Origin of the sequence: Saccharopolyspora sp. ASAGF58 (assembly GCF_012277335.1) — a bacterium.
GTDB classification, from domain to species: domain Bacteria; phylum Actinomycetota; class Actinomycetes; order Mycobacteriales; family Pseudonocardiaceae; genus Saccharopolyspora; species Saccharopolyspora hattusasensis.
In genome coordinates this window covers 937594-957510 of the sequence record NZ_CP040605.1, presented here as the reverse complement: position 1 = coordinate 957510, position 19917 = coordinate 937594, and the positions used below count along the sequence as shown (strand labels likewise).

The following is a 19917-nucleotide window of genomic DNA, read 5'->3' as shown; positions in this document are numbered from 1 at the left end:
GTCGGCATAGGGCACGCGGACAGCCTCACCTTGCCCTCCGTCACTGCTGCCACCCCACATCGCGCCGTCGGCACAGGATGTCGGTAGCCCCTTCCGGCATGCGGTGCAGGTGCCGTCGGCCCACATGAACGGAGCCAGCACCACCTGACCTCGGCGGAAATTCTCGACCGCGTTGCCGAGTTCTTCGACCACGCCGAGGAACTCGTGGCCAGCCCGTGGGCCCGGAGGGCTTTCCCCGAGTCCGCGATAGCCCCACAGATCGGTACCGCAGACGGCGGCGAGCACGACTCGAACAATGACATCTGTTGGTTCGACGAGAACTGGATCCGGGACGTCCTCTACGCGAATTCCGTGGACACCGGTGCGAACTGCGGCACGCATTTTGTCCCTTTCACTTCCGATATCGAGTAGGTCTGCATCGGAACTTTCCCGACCATCCGATGAGTAGTGGACTTCGGCAACTCGGTGTGGCGGGCGAGCACAGTCAGTGATACCGGTTCTTCGTAGGCGCCGAACGCCTGCAGCGCGGCTAACACCTTCATGGCGGCGGCGCGACCTCCCGAAATTAGTAGTGAGCGCCCGATGAACCTTGAAGAAGCCTTCGATCTCGTCCGCGATCCGGTCGAAATGCTCTGTCTTCAGGTCGTCTTGGACGTTTCGGTGTTGGCGTGCACGGGATCACCTTGTAAGCAATACCGTAAATTGCGGTACTGTGTCGCGATAGGACCAACGTCAAGTAGGCAACGATGTCCATCGATACATTGGAGGCTGCCTGAACGGACAGCTTCCAATGTCCTTCCTGAGCTGGTCCAGGCGTCCCAAGCAGGTGTCGCACGGGCCGCTGGAAGGCAGCAGCCGCCATCCGGGAGGCCGAGGAGTTCCTGCGGCTGTTCCACGCCGAGAACCGCGTGCAGCACCTGAAGCATCGGCGTGAGGCCGTAGCTCGGCACCGGATGGACGGCCGCACACCGCTCGGGACACTGTGGACGGTCGTGGTCCCGGCGATGGGCCGACGAGCTGACCTGACCGGGGATTTCCGCAATTTCAATGGAAATCAGAGCTTCGATTTCCATTGAAATTGCGGCACCCCGTTGGCCCGGACGTCTTCCTGCTCAGTCCGGGCGATTTCCTGCGCTACTACAACGGCGGCGCGCTGGCCGACCTCACGCCGCACCTGGATCCCGCGGTGCGGGCCGATTTCCTGCCGCAGGTCCTGCAGACCCGGCTGGTCGACGACCGGGTATACGGCCTGCCGATGGAGATCGAGCCGCTCGCGCTCTACTACAGCGAGACCGCCTTCGAGCAGGCCGGGCTCGCCGAGGGCGACCTGCCGCGCACCTGGGACGACCTATCGCGGCGGCGATGCTGGCGGCCATCCCGACGGTCCTGGTCTTCCTCCTCGGCCAGCGCTGGCTGGTCGCTTCCCTGAAGACCACCGGTCTCCGCTGAGGCTCACGGCCACGAGCAGCGGAAACCGTGCCGCGGCCGCGTGCGCGGCGGGCAGTCGTCGGCTCGCCGTAGGGTTGGGGAGTGCGAGCGTCGCGGTTGGTTTCGTTGCTGTGCTTGTTGCAGGTCCGGGAGGTCATGACCGGGCCGGAGCTGGCCCGGGAACTGGAGGTTTCCGAGCGGACCGTGGCCCGCGACGTGCTCGCGCTGGCCGCCGCCGGGGTTCCGGTGTACGCCGAGCGCGGGCGGACCGGCGGATACCGGCTGCTCGGGGGCTACCGCGCGAAGCTGACCGGGCTCCACCAGGCCGAAGCCGAGGCGTTGTTCCTGGCCGGCGTGCCGGGCCCGGCGATCGACATGGGCCTCGGCGAAGCCGTCACCGCCGCGCGGCTCAAGGCCTCGGCGGCGTTGGCCCCGCCGTTCCGCGATGCGCCGCAACGGGTGGGGCAGCGGTTCCACCTGGATGCGCCCCGCTGGTTCCGCGAGGCCGAAACGCCTGCGGTGCTTCCGGAACTGAGCCGCGCGGTGTGGCGCGACCGCAAGGTCGTCGCCCGGTACCGGCGCCGCGACCGGGAAGTGCGGCGCGAGCTGGAACCGCACGGGCTCGTGCTCAAGGCCGGTGTCTGGTACCTGGCGGCCCGCTGTGGCCAGCGGTTCCTGACCTACCGGGTCGACCGCTTCAGCCACGTCGAGGTCGCCGACGAGGAATTCACCCGCGACGAGACCTTCGACCTCCCGGCCTTCTGGGAGGAGAAGTCGGACGAGTTCAACCGCTCCCTGCTGACCGAGCGCATCCGGATCCGGATCAGCCCGGCGGGCCTGCGGAAACTGCACGCGACCACGGAGGGCACCGCAGCCCGCGAGGCCGAAGCGGCCGCGAGCGAACCCGACGCCCAGGGCTGGGTCACCGCGGACTTCCCGGTGGAGTCCCTCGACGTCGCCTACGACCAGATCCTCAACCTGGGCCCGGAAGCCGAAGTCCTGGCCCCACCGGACCTCCGCAACCGCCTGGCCGGAGCAGCGACCCGCCTCGCCGCCCTCTACCGCGACCCGGGCGAAGGACACCCCTGACCGGCGAAGAACCGGCGAAGCCGGTCGGAGGTGCCCGGCACGCCGTTCGTCAGCGGTAGTCCTCGGGTTTGCCCGGCTTGCCGGGCCATTCGACTTCCAGGATGTAGCGCCAGGCGTCCGGCCGGGAGCCGTCCACGTCCGTGAAGCCGTAGACCTTCGCGAGGTAGCCGCTCGAGAACGACTGGGTGTTCCAGCGGGCCACGTCCGGGTCCGTCGCCAGCGCGACCACGGCCCGGCCGACGAATCGCGGCGACTCCGAGATGCCGAAACCCTCCGGCGCCGTGGTGGACTCCCGCCAGTTCTCCTCGGTGACGCCGAAGAGTTCGAGCATCATCTCCGAACGCAGCCAGCCCGGGGTCAGCGAAACCGCCGTGCCGCCGTGCTCCTTCAACTCCTCGCCCTGGGCGCGGGCGAGGCGGTGCGCCGCGACCTTGACGATGTCGAAGAACGCGCCGCCCTCGCTGCGGTAGTACTGCTCGTGCACCTCGGCGGTGCCGTCGGTGAGCTCCACCACCAGTCCGCCCGGCTGCTTGCGCAGGAGATCCAGGGCGAAGTGGCTGGTGATCAGGTGCGCCTCGATGCCGACCCGCAGCCGCTGCAGGCCCTTGTCCAGGTCCTGCTCCCAGACCGGTTTGTGCCAGTCCATCAGGTGCTCGCCGCCGAGGTCGTTGACCAGGATGTCCAGCCGCCCCTGCTCCGCCTCGATCCGCCGGACCAGCTCGCGGACCTGGTCCGGATCGGTGTGGTCGCAGCGGACCGCGACGCCCTGGCCGCCGGCCTGCGTCACCAGCTCGGCAGTGTCCTCAATGGTCTCCGGCCGGTCGTAGTCCGAGCGTCGCTCCCGGGTGCTGCGCCCGGTCCCGTAGACCGTCGCGCCGGCCGCCCCCAGTTCCACGGCGATGCCGCGCCCCGCGCCGCGGGTCGCCCCGGCCACCAGCGCGACCTTGCCGTGCAGTTGTCCAGTCATGCCTGGGATTCCTCCTGTTCCGAATCGGTCGAGGAGAGACCATGACAGCGAATCCGGACACCTGTGGTCGTGATTTCCCGGCGAGTTCGAATCTGGACTCGCCCGTATCGGGGATCCCGCAGGCCAGGCGGCGGCTGAGCTTCCGCCACCCGGACCGCCGCGCAGAAGGAGCGCATGGGCAGGCATTTCTGCCTGCCTCGACCGGATGAGCGGGGCTCGGGGTACGGTGTTGGTGGTGATCACGTCCGCGACGTGATCATCACCCAAGGGGAGGAACAAGACTGGGCTCGCTGCGGCGGACGGACCCGCTGGGCGACGGCGAAAGCGGTCGGGACGGAAGCGACGAGGTGCGCGGCACAAAACACCTGCTACGGCTCCCGGCGTGGCTGCTGGACGCGGAGGCAGTTGCTTGCCTACCGTCCGGATCGGGCACGGGATCGGCCGCACCTCGCATCCCGCGCCGACAGCGACCGGGGGAACCCGCGTCGGCGACGACCGGTACTGCGGCCGTCCCGGCGGTCGACGCAGAGAGCACAGAGCCACGATCAGGAAGGCGGATCCGATGACGCCCCCGCACAACTATCTCGCGGTGATAAAGGTCGTCGGCATCGGCGGCGGCGGCGTCAACGCCGTGAACCGCATGATCGAGGTCGGGCTCAAAGGTGTCGAGTTCATCGCGGTGAACACCGACGCGCAGGCCCTGCTGATGTCGGATGCCGACGTCAAGCTCGACATCGGCCGCGAGCTGACCCGCGGCCTCGGGGCCGGTGCCGCGCCGGAGGTCGGCCACAAGGCCGCCGAAGACCACAAGGAAGAGATCGAAGAGGTCCTCAAGGGCGCCGACATGGTGTTCGTGACCGCCGGCGAAGGCGGCGGCACCGGCACCGGCGGCGCACCGGTCGTGGCGTCGATCGCGCGCAAGCTCGGCGCGCTGACCATCGGCGTGGTCACCCGGCCGTTCTCCTTCGAGGGCAAGCGCCGCGCGGCCCAGGCCGAGCAGGGCATCAAGGAACTCCGCGAGTGCTGCGACACCCTCATCGTGATCCCGAACGACCGGCTGCTGCAGCTCGGCGACATCGGCGTGAGCCTGATGGACGCCTTCCGGTCCGCGGACGAGGTGCTGCTCTCCGGTGTCCAGGGCATTACCGACCTGATCACCACGCCGGGTCTGATCAACCTCGACTTCGCCGACGTCAAGAGCGTCATGTCCGGCGCGGGCAGCGCCCTGATGGGCATCGGCTCGGCGCGCGGTGAGGGCAGAGCGGTGCAGGCCGCGCAGAAGGCGATCAACTCGCCGCTGCTGGAAGCGTCCATGGAGGGCGCGCACGGCGTGCTGCTGGCCATAGCCGGTGGTTCCGACCTCGGCCTGTTCGAGATCAACGAGTCGGCGTCGCTGGTGCAGGAATCCGCGCACCCCGAAGCCAACATCATCTTCGGTACGGTCATCGACGACTCGCTGGGCGACGAGGTGCGGGTGACCGTGATCGCCGCCGGGTTCGACGCCGGTACGCCCACCCACAAGAAGCTCGAACCGACCAAGGTCGGCGCGCGCACCGAGGAACCCGAGCCCGCTCCGGCCGCGGAGAAGCCCGTGCCGCAGCCGGTGGCGGAAACCCGGCCCGAGCCGCCGCGACCCGCACACCAGCCGGCTCCGGCACCGCAGCCCGTCCCAATGGCGCAACCGGCCCCGGCCCCAGTCCCGCAGGCGGAACAGCCGGTCGCCCAGGCGGCGGCGCCGCCCGTCCCGGAGACCCCGGTGCAGCCGGAGCCCGCGCCGGAACCGCAGCAGCGGCCGAACCTGGGCCAGCGGCCCGGGCTGTTCGGTGGCGACGGCTCCTCGACCGGGCAGCAGAGCGTCTCGGTGCCAACCCGCGCGAGCGGCGGCTACCCGACGCACGGCGGCACCGCCGCCACCGGTCGCACCGGCGCGCTGTCCAACCGAGGCATCCCGGTGAACGACGACACCGACGACGATGTCGACATACCACCTTTCATGCGCCGCTGAAGCACGAGAAGGTGCGTCCCCGCGCCGTGCGGCACATGAGCGAGAATCGACACCGGAAACGCCTTCGTTTCCGGTGTCGACTTGTGTGTGCGGGAGGCTGAGCAGCAGTGCGGATTCGGCGCGTGATCACCACGCGGGAGGGCGGGAGTTCCCGGCCGCCTTTCGACTCCTTCAACCTGGGTGGCCGGGTCGGCGACGACCACGGCGCCCTGGCGGCGAACCAGCGCAAGCTGGCGGACGGAATCGGCCTGCCCGAGGACCGTCTGGTGTGGATGGAGCAGATCCACGGGCGCACCGCGACCGTTGTGGATGGGCCGCAGCCCGAGCCGGTGGAAGCCACCGATGCGCTGGTGACCGCGGAGCCGAACCTGGCGCTGATCGCGCTCACCGCGGACTGCGTGCCGGTGCTGCTCGGTGACCCGGAAACCGGCGTGGTCTCCGCGGTCCACGCCGGGCGGGTCGGCGCTCGCGTCGGAGTCCTCGTCGCGGCGCTGAAGGCGATGCAGGAGGCCGGCGCCCGGTTGGACCGCATCGAGGCGCTGCTCGGCCCGGCGGCCTGCGGCGAGTGCTACGAGGTGCCCGCCGAGATGCAGGCCGACGTCGAGAAGCACCTGCCCGGCAGCGCTTGCAAGACCCGCAAGGGCACCACCGGGCTCGACCTGCGGGCGGGGCTCTGGGAGCAGCTGGCCGCCGCCGGGATCGCCAAGATCGGCGTCGACCCGCGCTGCACCATGGAATCCCCGGAGCTCTACAGCCATCGCCGCGACCAAGGGCGCACCGGTCGGTTCGCCGCGGTGATCTGGGCCGAGCCGGAGGAGACCGAGTGAGCGAGGGGTTGCGGCGGGCCGAGTTGGCGGAGTCGCTGCGGGAGGTCCGCGACCGGGTCGACCGGGCCTGCCGCGCGGCCGGGCGGCAGCCCGAAGAGGTCGAGCTGCTCGCGGTGACCAAGACCTTCCCGGCATCGGACGCGGCCCTGCTGGCCGATCTCGGGATGACCGAGTTCGCCGAGAACCGGGAGCAGGAGGCGCGCGGCAAGGTCGCCGATTTCGTCGCGCTGCGGCCGGAGGCGACGGCGCGCTGGCACATGGTCGGGCAGCTGCAACGGAACAAGGCCCGGGCGGTGGTCCGGTGGGCCGACGTGGTCGAGTCGGTGGATAGCGAGCGGCTCGCCGAGGCGCTGGGCCGCGCCACCGCGAACGCCCTGGACGCGGGCGAGCGGCAGCGGCCGTTGGATGTCTTGTTGCAGGTGAGCCTGGACGAGGCGGTCGGGCGCGGGGGCTGCCGACCGGAGGACGTGCCCGCGCTGGCCGATATGATCACGCGGACGAGTGATCTTAGGCTGCGGGGTGTGATGGCCGTCGCCCCGTTGGGTGGCGAACCCGATGTGGCTTTTGCCACACTTTCCGTGATCTCCGAGCGGCTGCGCAGAGATCACCCCGAAGCTGTCGAAGTGTCGGCGGGCATGTCCGGCGACCTGGAAAGTGCCGTTGCCCACGGCTCGACCCGGGTGCGTGTCGGAACCGCGTTGCTCGGTGGGCGGCGGTTAACCTCGCCGTAGCCGTGAACAGGGGGGTCGAAGGCTGGCCTCGTGCCCGGTGCTAGGAGTCTCAGAGGAAGGGCATGCCGATGAGCGCTTTGCACAAGTTGAAGGCCTACTTCGGCATGGTCCCGGCCGACGAGGTGGACGAATACGACGACGAGGCCGGATACCGTGACCGGTACTCCGACGCCGACCGCGACGCCTACGACGGCCCGGCCGAGCGGGTGCCGACCCGCCGGCGGGTCGGCACCCGCGGCGGCTACCAGGCGGAAGCCGAAGCGGAATCGGAGAGCTTCGTCGAGGAATACCGCGAACCGGCGCCACGGCCGCGCAGGCAGTGGGCACCGGACTCGCCGGTGCGCAGTGCGGCACCTGCGGATCCGCCACGGGAGTCGGTCTCGCGGCTGCGCGCGGTGACCGACACGGGCACCCAGTTCAACTTGAGTAAGATCACAACCCTGCACCCGCGCAGCTACAGCGAGGCCCGCACGATCGGCGAGCAGTACCGGGATGGCACGCCGGTGATCATGAACCTGACCGAGATGGAGGAGGCCGACGCCAAGCGCCTGGTCGACTTCGCCGCCGGTCTGGCATTCGCGCTGCGGGGCTCGATAGAGAAGGTCACGAACCGCGTGTTCTTGCTCTCACCGCCGAACGTGGACGTCGCGGCGGAGGACAAGCGGCGCTTGGCCGAGGGTGCCTTTTTCAACTACGGGTGACTGGTGGCACAGTTGAAGCGTGAACCTGGTGCAGATCGTCCTGTTTTACGTTCTGTTCTTCTTCTGGCTGCTGCTCACGGCCCGTATTGTGATCGAACTCGTTCGGGTGTTCGCTCGCGATTGGCGGCCCGTTGGGGGGGTTGCAATCGCGTTGGAGAGCATCTACACAGTGACCGACCCACCCGTAAAGTTGGTGCGTCGGGTGATTCCGACGGTCCGGATCGGCGGGGTCGGACTGGACCTATCGATTATGGTGCTGCTGCTGGTCGTGTTCATACTGATGCGACTGGTGCAACCTGGGTGACGGGGAACCCGGGCTGCCCGCAGCCGAGGAGTGCGTGAGGTGATCTTGTGGGCTTGACCCCCGCGGACGTGCATAACGTCGCGTTCAGCAAACCGCCGATCGGTAAGCGGGGCTACAACGAGGACGAGGTGGACGCATTCCTCGACCTGGTTGAAGCCGAGCTTGCCCGGCTGGTGGAGGAGAACAGCGACCTGCGTAGCCAGGTGGAGCAGCGGGAGTCCCAGCTGCAGGCCGCGCAGGTCGACCTGGACGAAGCCCGCAGCCAGGCGGCGTCCGTTCCCTCGACCCCAGCCGCCCCACCGGAGGAACCGCGCCGGCTCACCCCGGTTCCGGCGCCGACCGCCGTCGAGCAGACTTCCCCGGGCGGTGATCATCACGTGCAGGCCGCCAAGGTGCTGGGCCTCGCGCAGGAGATGGCCGACCGGCTGACCGGCGAAGCCAAGGCCGAGGCCGACGGCATGTTGTCCGAGGCGCGGACCAAGTCCGAGCAGCTGCTGTCCGAAGCGCGCTCGAAGTCCGACAGCATGGTCAACGAATCCCGGACCCGGGCCGAGACGATGCTCAACGACGCCCGCACCCGGGCCGAGACGTTGGAGCGGCAGGCGCGCGACAAGGCCGCAAGCCTGGAGCGCGACGCGCAGCGCAAGCACGCCGAAGTGATGGGCAACATCACATCGGAGAAGAACGCCCTCGAGAAGAAGATCGAGACCCTGCGCACGTTCGAGCGCGAGTACCGCACTCGACTGCAGACCTACCTGGAGTCGCAGCTGCGCGAACTGCAGGACCGGGGCTCGGCCGCGCCCGCCGACAGCAGCGGCGGCCGGTCGTCCGGTCAGCAGGCCAGCTACAGCTTCGGGGCGCGCGCGGCCGAAGCCGGCTAATCAAAGTTCGTTCGCGTCGGCGGCGACGGGAAAGGGACTGTTGCGAAGCGGCTACGCCGCTTGTGAAAAGCAGATCCGAACCGTTGCCGCCGGCGTGCATCCGGACCGTTCGGCGAGGGACGTGAGATCGCGTGCTGTTGGTCGTGCTGGCGCTGGTCCTGGTAGCCGGCGGTGTCCTGGCCGGCGCGGTCGTCGCCGGCGAACCGGACCTGGCATGGTTGTCGGTGCTGGCGAGCGCCGTCGGCGTGGGCCTGCTGGTCGCAGATCGGCGGCGCCGGACCGGAGCGGGCGAGCGTCCGCCGGCCGCGTCGGCTTCTGCCGATGGCAGGGAGCCGGGCGAGGAGCGCAGCAACGCCGCGGCAGCTGCGGATCCGGACGCCGAGGTGCTGGTGCTCGACGAACGGCCGCGCTACCACGTGCGGACCTGCGAGTGGCTCGGCGAGCGGAAGACGATCGCCCTGCCGCTGCGCGAGGCGCGGGACCTCGGCTTCACGCCGTGTGCGCGCTGCGCGCCGAACGCCACGCTGGCCGCCGAGGTCCGCCGCGTTTGACCGCGGTTTGAAATGGAAACCGTGGTCCCCGGGTTCCTGGGCGCAGTGTCAACTGAAACCGCGCACCGGTGAAAGCCGGTGGCGGGCGCCCGGTACTCTGGAGCGACCAGGCGATGATCCGGCTATCACCGGGGAGCCTCCGGAAGAACGGGTGCCCGGCCGGCGCCTCAGTAGAACCGGACGGGTTCAGCCCGTCACAGCTGGCAACGAGTGGTCGTCGGCGTCGATCGGCGGCAAGCGGGGTGGTACCGCGGATCTCGTGCGGGCATGCGCGCGAGGTGTCGTCCCCGCGTGGACACCGAGGTTTCGGTGACCGTGCGGCGGAAACAACACACCGCGAGGAGCGCATCCGCGATGGCTTATCCCAAGGTTCGGTTCGGCGACGCCGGCGAGCGCGGCGTGGCTGCCCAGCCCGCGTTCCCCGAGATCGAGCGCCAGGTGCTGGATTTCTGGGCCGACGACAAGACCTTCCAGGCCTCGGTGCAGGCCCGCGAGGCCGGCGTGAATGGCGCCAACGAGTTCGTCTTCTACGACGGGCCGCCGTTCGCCAATGGACTGCCGCACTACGGGCACCTGCTCACCGGCTACGTCAAGGACGTGGTGCCGCGCTACCAGACGATGCGCGGCCGCCGGGTGGAGCGCCGGTTCGGTTGGGACTGCCACGGGCTGCCCGCGGAGGTCGAGGCGGAGAAGCAGCTCGGCATCACCTCGAAGTCCGAGATCGAGACGATGGGCGTCGCGGCGTTCAACGAGGCGTGCCGGACCTCGGTGCTGCGCTACACCTCCGACTGGGAGGCCTACGTCACCCGGCAGGCCCGGTGGGTGGACTTCGAGAACGACTACAAGACGCTCGACCTGGACTACATGGAAAGCGTCATGTGGGCGTTCAAGACCCTTTGGGACAAGGGTCTCGTCTACGAGGGCTTCCGGGTGCTCTGGTACTGCTGGCGCTGCGAGACGCCGCTGTCCAACACCGAAACGCGGATGGACGACGTCTACCGCCAGCGGCAGGACCCGGCGGTGACCGTGGGCCTGCGGCTGGACGCCCCGGGCAAGGCATTCGACGGCGCGCTGGCCCTGGTGTGGACGACGACGCCGTGGACGCTGCCGTCCAACCTGGCCGCCGCGGTTCACCCCGAGGTCGACTACGTGCTCGTCGCGCCGGCCAACAGTGCCGAGCGGTACGTGCTGGCCGAAGCCCGGCTCGGCGCGTACGCGCGGGAGCTCGGCGAGGATGTCGCCGAGCACGTCGTGGCCCGGTTCAAGGGGACCGAGTTGCTCGGCACGAAGTACGCGCCGCCGTTCGACTTCTTCGTGGGGCGGGAGAACGCGCACCAGGTGCTGGCGGCCGACTACGTCACGACCGAGGACGGCACCGGGCTGGTGCACATCGCGCCGGCCTTCGGTGAAGAGGACAAGGTCGTTACCGACGCCGCGAACATCGAGCCGGTGATCCCGGTCGACGCGCACGGCAAGTTCACCACCGAGGCCCCGCCGTACGCGGGGCTGCAGGTCTTCGAGGCCAACAAGCAGATCATCCGGGACCTCAAGGAGACGGGCCTGCTGCTGCGGCACGAGACCTACGACCACCCGTACCCGCACTGCTGGCGCTGCGACAACGCGCTGATCCAGCGGGCGGTGTCGTCGTGGTTCGTGTCGGTCACCCAGTTCAAGGACCGGATGGTCGAGCTGAACCAGCAGATCAACTGGGCGCCGGAGCACATCCGCGATGGCCAGTTCGGCAAGTGGCTGGAGAACGCCCGCGACTGGAACATCTCCCGGAACCGCTACTGGGGTTCGCCGATCCCGGTGTGGGTCTCCGACGACCCGGCCTACCCGCGCACCGACGTCTACGGTTCGCTGGACGAGCTGGAACGCGACTTCGGGGTGCGCCCGGCCAACCTGCACCGCCCGGAGATCGACGAGCTGACCCGGCCGAACCCGGACGACCCGACCGGGAAGTCGACGATGCGCCGGGTGCCGGAGGTGCTGGACTGCTGGTTCGAGTCCGGCTCGATGCCGTTCGCCCAGGTGCACTACCCGTTCGAGAACTCGGAGTGGTTCGAGCACCACTACCCGGGCGACTTCATCGTCGAGTACAACGGCCAGACCCGCGGCTGGTTCTACACGCTGCACGTGTTGGCGACCGCGCTGTTCGACCGCCCGGCCTTCGCCAACGTGCTGGCGCACGGCATCGTGCTGGGCCACGACGGCCTGAAGATGTCGAAGTCCAAGCGCAACTACCCGGACGTCAACGAGGTCTTCGACCGCGACGGCTCGGACGCGATGCGCTGGTTCCTGATGTCCAGCCCGATCCTGCGCGGCGGCGACCTGGTGGTCACCGAGCGCGGCATCCGGGACGCGGTGCGGCAGGCGGTGCTGCCGCTGTGGAACTCCTGGTACTTCCTGGCGCTGTACGCCAACGCCGAAGGCATCTCGGGCGAGTTCGAAGTGGACAGCAAGCACGTGCTGGACCGCTACGTCCTGGCCAAGACCCACGAGCTGGTCGGCGACGTGCAGTCCGCATTGGACATCTTCGACCTCGCCGGGGCCTGCGCGGAGGTGCGCGACTTCCTCGAGGTGCTGACCAACTGGTACGTGCGGCGGTCCCGGGACCGTTTCTGGGCCGGTGACCGGGATGCCATCAACACGCTGCACACCGTGCTGGAGGTGACCTGCCGGGTGGTGGCGCCGCTGCTGCCGCTGACCGCCGAGGCGGTCTGGCGCGGGCTGACCGGCGGCCGCTCGGTGCACCTGGCGGACTGGCCCCTGGTCGACGAGTTGCCCGCGGACGCCGCGCTGGTGACCGCGATGGACGAGGTGCGCCAGGTGTGCTCGGCCGCGTCGGCGCTGCGCAAGTCCAACAAGCTGCGGGTGCGTTTGCCGCTGGCCAAGCTCGTGGTCGCCACCCCGGACGCGGAGGCGCTGCGGCCGTTCGCGGACCTGATCCGCGACGAGGTCAACGTCAAGGAGCTCGAGCTGAGCACCGACGTCGCCGCGCACTGTCACTTCGAGATCGCGGTTAACGCGCGGGCCGCGGGTCCGCGGCTGGGCCGCGACGTGCAGAAGGTGATCAAGGCGGTGAAGTCCGGCGAGTGGCAGCGCACCGGGGGCACCGGGGACACCGTGGTCGCGGCGGGCATCGAGTTGCAGGACGGCGAGTTCGAGGAGCGCCTGGTCTCCACCGACCCCGGCGCGGCCTCGCCGCTGCCCGGCGGCAAGGGGCTGGTGGTGCTGGACACCGAGGTGACCCCGGAGCTGGCGGCCGAAGGTCTGGCCCGCGACGTGGTCCGGGTCGTTCAGCAGGCCCGCAAGGAGGCGGACTTCCAGGTGTCCGACCGGATCACGGTGGCGATCTCGGCGCCGGCCGAGGTTCTGGCGGCCGTCGAGTCGCACCGCGACTTCATCGCGGGCGAAACCCTGGCGAACGCCGTCGAATCCGGCGATGTGGCGGACGGCTTCACCGGCAGCGTCGGGGAGGGCACCGAGATCAAGGTCGCCGTCACCAGGGTCTGACCTGAGAGCCTGTTGGTGAATGGTCTGGGTGGGTGGTCGCTTAGCGGAACCTGAGAGGTTCCCTGGACTGCGGGTGCCCCTCCTGATGTATGTCCAATACGCGCGGAGGGGCCGTCCTCGCCAGAAAACCTCTCAGAACCCGCCGATGGTCGTCTTGGCAAGGTGAATGCAAGCGGCTACGCCGCTTCCAAAGGCGCGGACGGCATTCGCCGGCAGGGTCTGACCTGCTGTTCCGGGTGGCACCGTCGAGCGCGGTGCCACCCGGGCGTGCACCCGGACGTGCAGTTGTGGTGGCCGTGCCTGCGTCGGGATCGCCGCGCCGGCGCCGTGTGACGGAGACCGCTCCCACGGTTTGGGAATGGTGTTGCCCGCAGTGCGGGCGGTTTCCTAGAGTGCTGGAACGAAGGTCATGAGCGCCAGCGTCAAGCCCCGGCTTGCTGGCCGGCAACCCTCCAACCGCGGTGGGGTGCCCCGGGTGAAGACCTGGCCGGTCGTGCAGGGCGATCCGGCAAGCGCGGACCCCTCTGGGCGGGTCCGATGAGGCCCCCGAGGAGGCCGTCGTGTCGTCTGCCGTCATCGAAATCCCGGCGCAGTCCGATGTGGACTACCGGATTCCCGCCGTGGTCGGCGGTGCGCTGCAGGTCCCGCTGGTCAACGGCCAGCGCATCGGATACGCGAATCTCGATCACGCGGCCAGCGCGCCATGCCTGGAGTCCGTGCAGTCGGCGGTTAACGAGCTGCTGCCCTGGTACGCGAGCGTGCACCGCGGCGCGGGGTTCGCCTCCCAGGTGTGCACGCGGGTCTACGAGGGAGCGCGCGACGAGCTGCGGAACTTCGTCGGCGCCCGCCACACCGACTCGGTGATCTTCACCCGCAATACCACCGACGCCCTGAACCTGCTGGGACGCGCGCTGCCGCGCGGCACGTCCGTCGTGGTCTTCGACACCGAGCACCACGCCGCGCTGCTGCCCTGGACCGGCCCGCGGGTCCGCCGCCTGCCCGCGCCGGAGACGCCGGCGGACGCCATCGCCGCACTCGATGCCGCGCTGGCCGGTTGCCCGGAGGGACCGCGGCTCGCGGTGATCACGGGTGCCTCCAACGTCACCGGGGAGCTGTGGCCCGTCGCGGAGCTGGCACGGGTGGCTCGCCGTCGCGGGGCCCGCACGGTTCTCGACGCCGCGCAGCTCGCGCCGCACCGGCCGGTCCGGATCCGCGAGCTCGACATCGACTACGTGGCGATCTCGGGGCACAAGCTCTACGCGCCGTTCGGTGCGGGCGCGCTGATCGGCCGCGCGGACTGGCTCAACGCCGCCGAGCCGTACCTGGCGGGTGGCGGCGCGACCCGGTCGGTGCAGGAGCGGTCGGTCAGCTGGACGACCGGGCCGGAGCGACACGAGGCGGGCTCGCCGAACACCGTCGGTGTGCACGCGTTGGCCAAGGCCTGCGCGACGCTGGCGGCGAACTGGACGGACGTCATCGAGCACGAGGAAGCGCTGCTGCACCGGCTGAGGGCCGGGCTGCGCGGTGTGCCGGGGCTGCGCGAGCTCCGCCTGTTCGACGCCGATCACGACCGGGTCGGCGTGGTGAGCTTCACCGTCGACGGCCGGGACCCGGGCCTGCTGGCCGCGGCGCTTTCCGCGGAGCACGGCATCGGCGTCCGCGACGGCTTGTTCTGCGCGCACGTGGCCACCCGGCGGCTGCTCTCGCGGGCGGGCTCGGACACCGAGCGCGCGGTCCGCGTCAGCGTCGGGCTGGGCAGCACCGCGGAGCACGTCGACCGCCTCGTGAACGCGCTGCGGCGGCTGGTGGCCGAGGGCCCGGCCTGGCGCTACGAACAGGTCGACGGCCGCTGGGTGCCCGCTGACGACCCGCGCCCCGCGCCCGCCTTCCTCGACTGACCAGGGCTGGAAAGGCCGTGAGTGAATTGCGGCGTCATAGCACCCGAAAGTACTCACGGGTCCTGTTTCGGTCCTGCCGAACCGGGTGCGGGCGGGTTCAGGGACAATGGCGGTCGTGAGCACCGAGCAGTCCTCCCCGGGGGAGTCCTCAGCAGAGCAGGCGGGAACCAAGCCGACCGCCGCAGAACAGGCGTCCGAGACGCAGACCGGGGCGGCGCAGCAGTCGCCCAAGCGCGGGTCCGGGAAGCTGCTCGGGTTGTTGGGCGGGGTCGCCGTGGTGGCCCTGGGCGTCGACATCCTTACCAAGGTCGCCGTCGTGGCGAACTTGGAGGGCAACCCGCCGGTCGAGCTGTTCGGCGGCCTGCTCTACCTCGACGTGCTGCGTAACCCCGGTGCCGCGTTCTCGCTGGCCACCGGCATGACGTGGCTGCTCGCGCTGCTTGCGGTCGCCGTCGTCGGGGTGATCATCTGGCTGGCGCCGAAGCTGCGCTCGCCGGGTTGGGCGGTGGGCCTCGGCCTGGTGCTCGGCGGGGCCTGCGGCAACCTGGTCGACCGGATCTTCCGCGCCCCCGGCCCCCTGCAGGGGCACGTGGTGGACTTCCTGTCGGTCTTCGCGCCGGGTGGCGCGGTGTGGCCGGTGTTCAACGTCGCCGACTCGTGCATCGTCTGCGGCGGCATCCTGGTCGTGCTGATGTCGCTGCTGGGCCGCGACTACGACGGCACGGTGCACCGCAAGAAGAAGGCTTCGGAGTCGTGAGCGACCTCCGAACGCTGCCGGTTCCCGAGGGGCTGGACGGCATGCGGGTGGACGCGGGCCTCTCGAAGCTGCTGGGCCTGTCCCGCAGCACCGTCGCCTCGCTGACGGAATCCGGTGACGTGCTCGTCGACGGCAACCCGGCCGGCAAGTCGGACCGGTTGGCCGCCGGGGCGTGGCTGGAGGTGACGCTGCCGCCGGCTCAACAGCCGCTGCAGGTCGTCGCGGTGCCGGTAGAGGGCCTGCGGATCCTGCACCAGGACGACGACATCGTCGTGGTGGACAAGCCGATCGGCGTCGCGGTGCACCCGAGCCCCGGCTGGGAAGGACCGACGGTGGTCGGCGGGCTCGCCGCGGCGGGCGTGCGCATCGCGACTTCCGGGGCCGCCGAACGGCAGGGAGTCGTGCACCGGCTGGACGCCGGCACCACCGGTGTCATGGTCGTCGCCAAGAGCGAGCACGCGTACTCGGTGCTCAAGCGCGCCTTCAAGGAACGCACCGTCGACAAGCGGTACCACGCCGTGGTGCAGGGGCACCCGGACCCGAGCCGCGGCACCATCGACGCGCCGATCGACCGGCATCCGCGCCACGATTACAAGTTCGCGGTCGTCACCGGCGGCAAGCCCAGCATCACCCACTACGAGACGGTGGAGGCATTCCGCGCGGCATCGCTGGTGGACGTGAAGCTCGAAACCGGGCGCACGCACCAGATCCGGGTGCATTTCGCGGCGATCAAGCACCCCTGCGTCGGCGATCTGACCTACGGCGCGGACCCGGTGCTGGCCCGGCGGCTCGCCATCACCAGGCAGTGGTTGCACGCGCGAAGCCTCTCGTTCGAGCACCCGTCCGGCGGCTGGGCCACCTTCGAGAGCCAGTACCCCGCCGATCTCCAGCACGCGCTGGACGAGCTCCGCGACCAGGACGGTTGAGCCGGGTACGGTGTCAGAAGCCTGTTACGAGCAAGGGAGCTTGATGGCACAGTCGAGATCGTTCGAGGGGTCGGACGAGCCGACGCCGCCCACCGGCATCCCGGTGGTCGACCAGGGCGCCGACGCGCAGACCCCGCCGACCGGTTTCACCAACCTCGGCGACGTCATCAGCGCGGAGGACATCGGCACGGCGCCGCCGTCGGTGTACGGCGCCCCGGAACCGGAGGGTTCGCGGGGCGACGCGGGGGACTGGCCGAGGCTTGAGTACCGCAGCCGCAACAAGCCGGAACGCCCTAAGCGCAACAACCCGCTGAACTTCTTCCGCCGCGGCAAGGACGCGTGAGTCTTTTGGACAGCCGTAGCGGCCCAGCAGGCTCACGGCTCAGGACCCCTACAGCGCTTTGAGCTCTTCGACCACTTCTCGGACCGAGGACTTCGCGTCGCCGAAGAGCATCGTGGTCTTCGGGTCGGTGTAGAGCGGGTTGTCCACTCCCGCGAAGCCCGCTCGCATCGAGCGCTTCAGGACGATGACCGCCTTCGCCTGGTCGACGTTGAGGATCGGCATGCCGTAGATCGGCGAGTTCGGGTCGGTTCGGGCCGCCGGATTGGTGACGTCGTTGGCGCCGATCACCAGCGCGACGTCGGTGCGGGCGAACTCGTCGTTGATCTCGTCCATCTCCTTCAGCTGCTCGTAAGGCACGTCCGCTTCGGCGAGCAGCACGTTCATGTGGCCGGGCATCCGGCCCGCGACCGGGTGGATCGCGTAGTCGACGACGACCCCCTTGTCCGCCAACAACTTCGCCATGTCCTGCACCGCGTGCTGGGCCTGCGCGACCGCCATGCCGTAGCCGGGCACCACGATCACCTGACCCGCGTAGGCGAGCTGGACCGCAACGTCCGCCGCGCTGACCGAACGCACCGTGCCGCCGGTGACCGCCGGTGCCGCGGCCTCGCCGCCGCCGAACCCACCGGCCACGATCGCCGGGATCGACCTGTTCATCGCCTTGGCCATCTGGTCGGTGAGGATCGAACCGGACGCGCCAACCAGCATGCCCGCCACGATCATCGCGGTGTTGCTCAACGCCAGCCCGGCCGCCGCCGCGGACAGCCCGGTGAACGCGTTGAGCAGCGACACCACCACCGGCATGTCGGCCCCGCCGATCGGCAGCACCACCGCGATCCCGGCCAGCCCCGCCAGCACCAGCACCGCCGCCAGCAGCAGTTCGGCGCTGCCGCCCAGCCCGATCGCCACGGCGCAGCCGACTGCCCCGGCCAGCAGCAGCACGTTCAGCGGCATCTGCAGGCGGCCGACGGTGATCGGGCGGCCCGGCACGATCTCCTGCAGCTTGCCGAAGGCGACCAGCGAGCCCCAGAACGAGATCGATCCGATGATCGCCGCGAACAGCGTCGCGATCGCCACGTTGGCGGGTTCGCCCTGGAAACCGGTGGTCTCCCGGAACTCCACCCACGCGGTCAGCGCCACCGCGCCGCCGCCGACGCCGTTGAACAGCGCGACCATCTGCGGCATCGCGGTCATCTTCACCCGCCGCGCGGCCGGTACCCCGATGACCGTGCCGATCACCAGGCCCAACACGATCAGCCACCAGTTGCTCAGGCCCGGGGTGAGCAGCGTGGCGACGACGGCGACCACCATGCCGGCCGCGGCGATGGCGTTGCCCCGCACCGCGGTGCGCGGGCCGGTCAGCCCCATCAGGCCGTAGATGAACAGCGCGAACGCCAGGATGTAGAGCACCGATCGCAGCGTGATCACTTGCCGGCACCCTTGCGCACCGCGTCCGGCTTCCGCTTGAACATGCCCAGCATCCGGTCGGTGACCAGGAAACCGCCGACCACGTTGATGGTCCCGAACACGATGGCCAGCAGCGCCAGCAGCTGCGACGCAACACTGTCCACACCGGACCCGAGCACCAGCACGCCGCCGAGCAGCACGATGCCGTGGATCGCGTTAGTGCCGGACATCAGCGGGGTGTGCAGCGTGTTCGGCACCTTAGAGATCACCGCGAAGCCGACGAACCCCGCCAGCACCAGAACGGCCAGATCAGCCAGGAACATCGCTCCTCCTCCCGTTCGCCTGGAAGTGGTCGGTCGAGGGCCCTCGGGCGGGTGCCCCTCGCCTCGTCGTCGAAGGTCATTTCGGGTCCGGTCGGCTGATGCAGGTGGCGGCCAGGATCTCGTCGGTGAAGTCCGGGGCGAAGCGCCCATCGACGAGCGTCAGCTCCAGTAGTGCCTGGACGTTCCGGGCGTAGAGCTCGCTGGCGTGCTCCGGCACTGCGGCCGGGAGGTTCAGCGGGGCGGCGATGGTGATCTCGTGACTGACCACGGTGCTGCCGGGCTCGCTGAGCTCGCAGTTGCCGCCGGCCGCCCCCGCGAGGTCGACGATCACGCTGCCCGGCCGCATTCGGCGCACCGCCTCGGCGGGGACCAGCATCGGGGCCGGCCGGCCCGGCACCAGGGCGGTGGTGATCACGACGTCGAAGCCCGCGATCGCCGCGTTGAGGCGGTGGGCCTGCTCGGCGCGCTCGTCGGTCGTCAGCTCCCGGGCGTAGCCGCCCTCGCCGACCGCCGAAACGCCCAGGTCCAGCCACTTCGCGCCCACCGAGCGCACCTGGTCGGCGACCTCCGGTCGCACGTCGTAGCCGGTGGTGCGGGCGCCGAGCCGCTTCGCGGTCGCCAGCGCCTGCAGCCCGGCCACCCCGACGCCGAGCACCAGCGCCGACGCGGGCTTCACGGTGCCCGCCGCGGTGGTCAGCATCGGCAAGAACCGGGTGCACTCGCTCGCCGCCAGCAGCACAGCCCGGTATCCCGAGACGTTGGCCTGGGAGGACAGCGCGTCCATCGACTGGGCCCGGGAGATGCGCGGCACCGACTCCAGCGCGAAGCCCAGCACCCCGGCGGCCCGCAGCCGTCCGGCGATGTCCGGGTCGGTCAACGGCGCCAGGAAGCCGATCAGCGCCGAGCCGGGGGACAGCCGGCCGGTCTCCGCTTCGGTCGGCGCATTCACCTTGACCACGACGTCGGCGGACCAGGGATCACCGATGGTCGCGCCGGCCTTGACGAACGCTTCGTCCGGGATCAGCGCGGCCTGCCCGGCGGAGGCCTCGACCACGACGCCGAGCCCCAGCGCGCACAGCCGTTCCACCACGCCCGGGACGAGGGCGACCCGGCGTTCGCCGGGCATCGTCTCGCGTGGGACACCGACGCTGGTGCGACCGCTCTCCGGAGAGGTCATGACTCCAGCTCTCCACACCGCAGCGCAAATCGCAAGACCACACGCCCGTTCGCCCCGGCGGATCACTAGGACAGACGCAAGGCCGT

19 protein-coding genes, 1 pseudogene and 1 riboswitch are annotated in these 19917 nt (G+C 70.1%); of the genes and pseudogenes, 14 read left to right on the top strand and 6 right to left on the bottom strand.

Annotation, left to right across the window (positions count from 1 at the left end):
- Positions 1 to 57: 57 nt before the first annotated feature.
- Positions 58 to 381, bottom strand: a pseudogene (locus FDZ84_RS40485) (alcohol dehydrogenase catalytic domain-containing protein); the annotation flags it as partial.
- Entirely contained in the window at positions 339 to 542 is a 204-nt protein-coding gene (locus FDZ84_RS04210) for a helix-turn-helix domain-containing protein (protein WP_168584801.1), read from the bottom strand. The pseudogene FDZ84_RS40485 and the gene FDZ84_RS04210, both read right to left, overlap by 43 nt.
- Before the next feature lie 530 nt (positions 543 to 1072).
- On the opposite strand from FDZ84_RS04210, the gene FDZ84_RS04205 reads away from it, so the two are divergent.
- Both FDZ84_RS04205 and FDZ84_RS04200 read left to right on the top strand, forming a co-directional pair.
- Positions 1073 to 1429, top strand: a complete 357-nt coding sequence (locus FDZ84_RS04205; protein WP_246868786.1) for an ABC transporter substrate-binding protein — start codon at positions 1073 to 1075, stop codon at positions 1427 to 1429.
- 101 nt (positions 1430 to 1530) lie between these two features.
- A complete protein-coding gene (locus FDZ84_RS04200; protein WP_168584800.1) occupies positions 1531 to 2517 on the top strand; it encodes a YafY family protein in 987 nt (328 codons plus the stop codon).
- 49 nt (positions 2518 to 2566) lie between these two features.
- Here FDZ84_RS04200 and FDZ84_RS04195 read toward each other — a convergent pair whose 3' ends face one another.
- Positions 2567 to 3484, bottom strand: coding sequence for an SDR family oxidoreductase (locus tag FDZ84_RS04195; protein WP_168584799.1), 918 nt, complete (start codon positions 3482 to 3484; stop codon positions 2567 to 2569).
- Positions 3485 to 4046: 562 nt separating this feature from the next.
- Between FDZ84_RS04195 and ftsZ the strand changes: the two genes are divergently transcribed.
- From ftsZ to FDZ84_RS04135, 12 genes are all read left to right on the top strand, one after another.
- The gene (gene ftsZ, locus FDZ84_RS04190; RefSeq protein WP_168584798.1) at positions 4047 to 5489 is read left to right on the top strand and encodes a cell division protein FtsZ; all 1443 of its coding nucleotides are present in this window, start codon (positions 4047 to 4049) and stop codon (positions 5487 to 5489) included.
- A gap of 107 nt (positions 5490 to 5596) precedes the next feature.
- Positions 5597 to 6316, top strand: a complete 720-nt coding sequence (gene pgeF, locus FDZ84_RS04185) for a peptidoglycan editing factor PgeF (RefSeq protein WP_168584797.1) — start codon at positions 5597 to 5599, stop codon at positions 6314 to 6316.
- Positions 6313 to 7047 (top strand): YggS family pyridoxal phosphate-dependent enzyme, encoded by a 735-nt coding sequence (locus FDZ84_RS04180; protein ID WP_168584796.1) that lies wholly within the window; start codon positions 6313 to 6315, stop codon positions 7045 to 7047. The genes pgeF and FDZ84_RS04180 overlap by 4 nt, the downstream gene beginning before the upstream one ends.
- A gap of 68 nt (positions 7048 to 7115) precedes the next feature.
- Positions 7116 to 7748, top strand: coding sequence for a cell division protein SepF (locus tag FDZ84_RS04175; protein WP_168584795.1), 633 nt, complete (start codon positions 7116 to 7118; stop codon positions 7746 to 7748).
- Positions 7749 to 7767: 19 nt separating this feature from the next.
- Positions 7768 to 8052 (top strand): YggT family protein, encoded by a 285-nt coding sequence (locus tag FDZ84_RS04170; protein WP_010306574.1) that lies wholly within the window; start codon positions 7768 to 7770, stop codon positions 8050 to 8052.
- Positions 8053 to 8099: 47 nt separating this feature from the next.
- Complete coding sequence (locus FDZ84_RS04165) at positions 8100 to 8933, top strand: DivIVA domain-containing protein (protein WP_168584794.1); 834 nt, start codon at positions 8100 to 8102, stop codon at positions 8931 to 8933.
- A gap of 131 nt (positions 8934 to 9064) precedes the next feature.
- Positions 9065 to 9484 carry a hypothetical protein gene (locus FDZ84_RS04160; RefSeq protein WP_168584793.1) on the top strand — a complete coding sequence of 140 codons (420 nt, stop codon included), beginning with the start codon at positions 9065 to 9067 and terminating at the stop codon, positions 9482 to 9484.
- 354 nt (positions 9485 to 9838) lie between these two features.
- On the top strand, positions 9839 to 13000 hold the full coding sequence (gene ileS, locus FDZ84_RS04155) for an isoleucine--tRNA ligase (RefSeq protein WP_168584792.1): 3162 nt from the start codon (positions 9839 to 9841) through the stop codon (positions 12998 to 13000).
- Between the two features lie 405 nt (positions 13001 to 13405).
- A riboswitch (SAM riboswitch) is annotated at positions 13406 to 13521 on the top strand.
- A 39-nt stretch (positions 13522 to 13560) separates the two neighbouring features.
- Positions 13561 to 14898 carry an aminotransferase class V-fold PLP-dependent enzyme gene (locus tag FDZ84_RS04150; protein ID WP_168584791.1) on the top strand — a complete coding sequence of 446 codons (1338 nt, stop codon included), beginning with the start codon at positions 13561 to 13563 and terminating at the stop codon, positions 14896 to 14898.
- Positions 14899 to 15004: 106 nt separating this feature from the next.
- Entirely contained in the window at positions 15005 to 15655 is a 651-nt protein-coding gene (lspA, locus tag FDZ84_RS04145) for a signal peptidase II (RefSeq protein WP_168584790.1), read from the top strand.
- 41 nt (positions 15656 to 15696) lie between these two features.
- Complete coding sequence (locus FDZ84_RS04140) at positions 15697 to 16581, top strand: RluA family pseudouridine synthase (RefSeq protein WP_168589792.1); 885 nt, start codon at positions 15697 to 15699, stop codon at positions 16579 to 16581.
- Positions 16582 to 16624: 43 nt separating this feature from the next.
- Positions 16625 to 16924 (top strand): hypothetical protein, encoded by a 300-nt coding sequence (locus FDZ84_RS04135; RefSeq protein WP_168584789.1) that lies wholly within the window; start codon positions 16625 to 16627, stop codon positions 16922 to 16924.
- A gap of 48 nt (positions 16925 to 16972) precedes the next feature.
- On the opposite strand, the gene FDZ84_RS04130 is transcribed toward FDZ84_RS04135, so the two are convergent.
- From FDZ84_RS04130 to FDZ84_RS04120, 3 genes are all read right to left on the bottom strand, one after another.
- The gene (locus FDZ84_RS04130) at positions 16973 to 18352 is read right to left on the bottom strand and encodes an NAD(P)(+) transhydrogenase (Re/Si-specific) subunit beta (RefSeq protein WP_168584788.1); all 1380 of its coding nucleotides are present in this window, start codon (positions 18350 to 18352) and stop codon (positions 16973 to 16975) included.
- The gene (locus FDZ84_RS04125) at positions 18349 to 18654 is read right to left on the bottom strand and encodes an NAD(P) transhydrogenase subunit alpha (RefSeq protein ID WP_168584787.1); all 306 of its coding nucleotides are present in this window, start codon (positions 18652 to 18654) and stop codon (positions 18349 to 18351) included. The genes FDZ84_RS04130 and FDZ84_RS04125 overlap by 4 nt, the downstream gene beginning before the upstream one ends.
- Positions 18655 to 18730: 76 nt before the next feature.
- Positions 18731 to 19831 carry an NAD(P) transhydrogenase subunit alpha gene (locus tag FDZ84_RS04120; protein ID WP_168584786.1) on the bottom strand — a complete coding sequence of 367 codons (1101 nt, stop codon included), beginning with the start codon at positions 19829 to 19831 and terminating at the stop codon, positions 18731 to 18733.
- Positions 19832 to 19917: the final 86 nt, after the last annotated feature.

Coding starts and splice junctions, on each gene's coding strand:
- ftsZ (WP_168584798.1), top strand. CDS start 4,047: ATGACGCCCCCGCACAACTATCTCGCGGTGATAAAGGTCGTCGGCATC.
- FDZ84_RS04210 (WP_168584801.1), bottom strand. CDS start 542: ATGAAGGTGTTAGCCGCGCTGCAGGCGTTCGGCGCCTACGAAGAACCG.
- FDZ84_RS04140 (WP_168589792.1), top strand. CDS start 15,697: ATGCGGGTGGACGCGGGCCTCTCGAAGCTGCTGGGCCTGTCCCGCAGC.
- FDZ84_RS04195 (WP_168584799.1), bottom strand. CDS start 3,484: ATGACTGGACAACTGCACGGCAAGGTCGCGCTGGTGGCCGGGGCGACC.
- ileS (WP_168584792.1), top strand. CDS start 9,839: ATGGCTTATCCCAAGGTTCGGTTCGGCGACGCCGGCGAGCGCGGCGTG.
- FDZ84_RS04125 (WP_168584787.1), bottom strand. CDS start 18,654: ATGTTCCTGGCTGATCTGGCCGTTCTGGTGCTGGCGGGGTTCGTCGGC.
- lspA (WP_168584790.1), top strand. CDS start 15,005: ATGGCGGTCGTGAGCACCGAGCAGTCCTCCCCGGGGGAGTCCTCAGCA.
- FDZ84_RS04135 (WP_168584789.1), top strand. CDS start 16,625: ATGGCACAGTCGAGATCGTTCGAGGGGTCGGACGAGCCGACGCCGCCC.
- FDZ84_RS04175 (WP_168584795.1), top strand. CDS start 7,116: ATGAGCGCTTTGCACAAGTTGAAGGCCTACTTCGGCATGGTCCCGGCC.
- FDZ84_RS04120 (WP_168584786.1), bottom strand. CDS start 19,831: ATGACCTCTCCGGAGAGCGGTCGCACCAGCGTCGGTGTCCCACGCGAG.